Origin of the sequence: Protofrankia sp. CiP1_Cm_nod1 (assembly GCF_920888515.1) — a bacterium.
Classification (GTDB): Bacteria; Actinomycetota; Actinomycetes; order Frankiales; family Frankiaceae; genus Protofrankia.
The window spans coordinates 1-5,172 of record NZ_CAKKTM010000333.1; the positions used below are offsets into that span (position 1 = coordinate 1).

2 protein-coding genes are annotated in these 5,172 nt (G+C 72.7%); both read left to right on the forward strand.

Features of this window, described 5'->3' with window-relative positions:
• The first annotated feature begins 274 nt into the window (after window positions 1-274).
• Window positions 275-913, forward strand: a complete 639-nt coding sequence (locus tag NBX02_RS15080) for a hypothetical protein (RefSeq protein ID WP_250285821.1) — start codon at window positions 275-277, stop codon at window positions 911-913.
• 600 nt (window positions 914-1,513) lie between these two features.
• Window positions 1,514-5,172, forward strand: a 3,659-nt coding sequence (locus tag NBX02_RS15085; RefSeq protein WP_250291859.1) for a DUF2232 domain-containing protein, incomplete at its 3' end; no start/stop codon positions are given.

Below are 5,172 nucleotides of genomic sequence, written 5' to 3' on the forward strand. Positions count from 1 at the left end.
ATAAGAGACAGGGCCGGGCGCGGGCCGTGGGGCGGGCCGTGGGGCGGGCCGGCCGGAGCGCGTCCCACAGCTCCAGGCACAAAAATCACGATGTACTTCCCTTTGCCACTTTGATATTTCAAATTAATACGTTAGACGTTTCAATGACCTGGAACGGTTCATACGGTTACACCAGCGGCATTGGCGACCGGAAGCACCCGAAGCAGTGAAGAAAGCTCAGTGAGCTGCGTTATAAACGGGCCCAACGGACGAACGGGCGATTACCGTATCGACTATGGCGCCAGCAGGACTTTCCTGGCAGACGCTGCACGATGTCGGTGCCCTCGCATTGGTCGACACCGCTTCGCAACGAGCTGCCTCGGTCGTACGACCATGTACTCCCGAACTCGACATCACCGACATCGTGGAAGCCGAACGCCTGGTCCAGGCGTGGGCGGACGCGACCACCCGCCAGGAGGCGGAGGCGGCCCTGGCCACGCGCCTGCGGGTCGACTCCGTACGCCTCCTGCAGTCGTTGGGCTGGCTGCTGGCGATGTGGGCGGTGACCCTGCATCTGCGGACCGGCGAACAGCCCCACGTGGTCATCCGGTCGCTGACCTACCGCGGGGTGTGGCGCGGCGCGCAGGCACCCCTTTCGGAACATGTGTGGGAGTCGCTCAGCGAGCGGATCCGCGTCGGCGCGCTGGCCGCGCTGACCGGGGACGCGGACATCACCCACGCTTTCCGGCAGGCGGTCCAGCGGCCCACGGGCATCGACGAGGTGCTGTTGCACCACGCCCTGGTCGTGATGGACGACCTGGCCCGCAGCATGCATGCCATCGGTGTCGACCCGACCGGCCTCGCCCAGACCCTGGCCGTGTACACGGCGCAGCCGTCCGCCATTCAGCCCCCGTCCTTCCGTCCGTTGAAATGAGCACGATGAGCACCTGGGACGAACACCCGGAACGAGCACTTGGAACGAGCACGGTCGCCGCCGCCGCGGCGCCCCGGTCATGTGGCGTCGATGCCGATGGTGGGTATCGTGTCGTCAGGCCGCCTGCCGACAATGCCGTTGGCAGGGCTGACGTGGCAGTGCTGATGACGGTGCCGGCCGGATGACAGTGCCGGCCGGATGACGGTGCCGGCCGGGCATCCTCTCATGATGGTCGGCAATCGCTGATCGGGCCTGTGGCGGGTTACACCACAGCATGCGTCTCCCTACCATCCACGGCCGTCCGCGCGGACGGCACAGAGCATCCATGATCTTTGTCGCAGGCGGCCCGGGCTTCGGGCCGGGCGGTTCGGACACCCCTCAGGTTCCATGCGACAGTTGGATGTCCGGTGCGGCACGCATGGGAGCGGGTGGATGGGTGGAGCGGCGAGCGGGCCCGTGGGAACCAGCCAGGGACCAGCGGGAGCCAGGCGGGAGGCGGAGGCCTCCCCCGCTCGCCATGGTGTCGCCGCGACCGTCCACCGGACGCATCTGCCCGGCCACGACCATCGACGAGAGCACCACCGGACCGGAGAGCTGACGGTGACCACCTTGTCCGACCCGCCCACGGCCGGCTCCCCACCCTCCCGTCCCACACCCGCCGGCTCAGCGCCCACCGGCTCAGCGCCCACCGTTGCCGCGGGGGCGGCCGGGGCGCCGCGGGCCCGGCAGCGGCTGCGCACGGTGGAGATCGTCGAGGCCGCGCTCCTGGTCGATCTGGTCATCGCGATCTGCCTGGTCACACGTTTCCTCCCCTTCGGCTGGCTGCTCACGATCGTCGCGACGGTTCCGGCGGCGACGCTTGCCGCCCGGTGGCGGCTACGGGCGGCCTGGACGGCGATGGTCGCGGCGCTGGCGGTGGCCGTCCTCATCGGCGGCACCGGCTTCGCGATCACGATCACGTCCTGCATGATGACCGGCACGCTGCTGGGCGTCGCGCACCGTCGCCGCTGGGGCCTCGTACGCACCACGGCGGTCGGTCTCGTCGCGCTGTGGGCACCGGTGGCGCTCGGCATGAACGCGCTGTTCTACGTGCTCACCGATCTGCGGGCGCTGGTACTCGCCGAAATCGTCAACAGCTGGGACGGCGCCCGCAGCAGCCTCGTCCACGTCGGGATCGGCCCGGACAGCCCGGGCCTGCGCACCGCGGACGCGCTCCTGCGGTGGGGCGCGGAGCACTGGTGGGCGCTGCTGCCGATCGCGCTGCTGGCCAACACCAGCGTCAACGTGCTCACCGCGGCCGTGGTCACCCGTCCGGTGCTGCGCCGGCTCGCCGTCGGCGCGCCGGAAGCCCGGTCCGACCACCCGAACGCGCCCATATGGGCACCGGGGCCGGCGCCGGCGCGCCGGAAGCCGGCGGCCCGGGGGTGTCCGGAACCGCCCGCGGCGGAACAGCCTCCACATCCGCTGCCCGTCCGCCTGGAATCCGTCACCTACCGCTATCCCCATGTGACGCGGGATGCGCTGCGGGACGTGTCACTGACGATCCGGCCGGCCGAGTTCGTGGCGATCGTCGGCGGCAACGGCTCGGGGAAGTCGACGCTCGCCCGGATCATCAGTGGCTGGCATCCCACCGACGGGCGGGTGCTGCGGCCCGGCGACTGCGCGCTGGGCCGCACCGGCGGCACCGCTATGATCTTCCAACGTCCGGAGTCGCAGGTCCTGGGGGTGCGGGTCCTCGACGACGTCGTCTGGGGCCTGCCCGACGGCGCCACCGTCGACGTGGAGGCCCTGCTGGCGCGGGTCGGGCTCGCGAACGTCGCCGACCGCGAAACCGCCACGCTCTCCGGCGGGCAGCTCCAACGGCTGGCGGTCGCGGCCGCGCTCGCGCGGGCGCCCCGGCTGCTCGTCTCCGACGAGTCCACCGCCATGGTGGACACCGAAGGCCGCGACCAGCTCACCGACCTGCTGGCGCGGCTGCCGGACGAGGAGGGAGTCGCGGTCGTCCACGTGACCCATCACCCGGCGGAGGCACAACGGGCGCACCGCCGGATCGTCCTCGACGCGGGCCGGCTGACCTCGGCGAGCGCCCCGGCGGGCGGTGTGCCGTGCGCGTCCCCCTGGCGCCCGCCGCGGGCCCGGCCCGCGCAGTCCCGCTCGATGGCCCTCCCGTCACCCATCCCGCCGTCCAGCCCGGCCAGCAGACCCGCCACGCCCGCCATACCCGCCGCACCCGCCGCACCCGCCGCACCCGGCGCACCCGCCGCACCCGGCGCGCCTGTCACATCCGGCATACCCGCCGTGTCCGCCGTGGACGCCGCGGCCAGCACGGTCGGCATGCCCGCCGCGACCGACACGCCCGGCCCGCTGGAGCGGGCGGCGAGCCGGACTCCCCCGGTGGATCCGCCCGCGGTCATCCCCGTCCCACCGGCTCCGCCGGCCGCCGCTGTCCCGCCGGCCGTCCCCGCTCCGCCGGCCACCCCGGCTTCACCGATCAGACCGATCAGACCGGCCGTATCAGCCGGGTCGGCCGGGTCGGCCGCACCCGCCGGGCAGCGGCTCGCGCGGACGGCCGCGCTGGTCCGCCTCGACGGGGTGGGGCAGGTCTACTCGCCCCGGTCACCATGGGCCCGCCGGGCGCTGCGCGACGTCTCCTTCTGCCTGGACAGCGGTGAGGCGGTGCTGGTCCGCGGCCGCAACGGCTCGGGCAAGTCGACGCTGGCCGCCGTCCTCGCCGGTCTGCTGACTCCCTCGGAGGGTGCGGCCCACCTCGCCGGCCAGCCGCTGACCGCCTGCCCCGGCGAGATCGGGTTTGCCGTGCAGCACTCCCGGCTGCAGCTGCTGGCGCCCACCGTGGGCGCTGACGTGCGCGCGGCGGCCGGCGTGGGCGTGGCCGCCGCCGACGAGGCCCTGGCCGCGGTCGGGCTCGACCCGGAGCTCTTCCGGGACCGGCGGGTGGAGGATCTCTCCGGTGGGCAGATGCGCCGGGCCGCGCTCGCCGGGCTGATCGCCTGCCGGCCTCGGCTGATGATCCTCGACGAGCCGTTGGCGGGCCTGGACGCCCCGTCCAGGCGGATTCTGATCGATGTCCTGGTGAGCCTGCGCGCCCGGACCGGCCTGACGCTGGTGGTGATCTCCCACGACTTCGACGACATGGCCCGCCTGACCGAACGGATGCTCGTCCTGGAAGCCGGGCGACTGGTGCATGACGGACCGTTCACCGACGGCGCCACCGGAGACATACCGTGTCACCCATCCGCGCCGCTGCCCCATCCCCGGCCGGCCGGGGCCCGCACGGAGGCCGAACTCCTCGACGTCACTTCTAGTGATCGCGATAGTTTGAGTAATTGTGACGATACTTTCTGCATCCAGAACGGCACAGCCCAGGCCGGCGACGGCCACAGCGACGGCGATGCCGGCCGCAGCGACGGCAGTGCCGGCCACAGCAATGCCGATAGCGGCAGTAGCGGTGACAGCGATACCGACAGTGATGGTAGCGGCGACGGGCAGGTAGGCGATGCCGGACGCCCGGGCTGCGTGCCAGCGCAGGGACCGGCGACCGTGGCCTCACGACCGCCGTCGGGAAGATCGGGGAACAGGAGCATCCGCGGCCCGGCCGGCTCCCGCCGGGGCCGGTTCGGCCGGCGGCGGCCGGCCAGGCACGGGCACCGTACCGAGCCGAACCTGTTGCGCTACATCCCCGGTGGCACCCCGGTGCACCGCCTGTGGGCCGGCACAAAACTGATCATCATGGCGCTGCTCGGCGTGCTGATCGCCGTACGGCCGTCCTGGCCGGTGATCGGAATGGTCGCGGGGTTCGTCGGCGTCTCCATGGTCGTCGCCCGGATCCCGGTCGGTGCCGCCCCGCGCCTGCCCCGCTGGTTCTGGTACGGCCTGCTGATCGGGGTGCTGCTCACCGCCCAGTCGCACGCGGCACCGTTCGTCACCGTCGGTGGCGTACAGCTGTCCGTCGGTGGCATGCTGGACTGGCTGCGGCTGACGTCGGCGTCCATGACGATGTTCGCCGCGGCCGCGCTGCTGGGATGGACCACACCGCTGTCGGAGCTGGCGCCCGCCCTGGGCCGACTGCTGGCGCCACTGCGCAGGCTGCGGCTGCCGATCGACGAGTGGGTCGCGACGGTGGCGCTGTCCATCCGCTGCCTGCCGCTGCTCGTGGACGAGATCCGCATGCTGCTCGCGGTCCGCCGGCTGCGCGTCGGGCCGCGGCCGCCCCGCCGCCGGCTGCCGGGCCGGCTCGCGGC

Coding starts and splice junctions, on each gene's coding strand:
- NBX02_RS15080 (WP_250285821.1), top strand. CDS start 275: ATGGCGCCAGCAGGACTTTCCTGGCAGACGCTGCACGATGTCGGTGCC.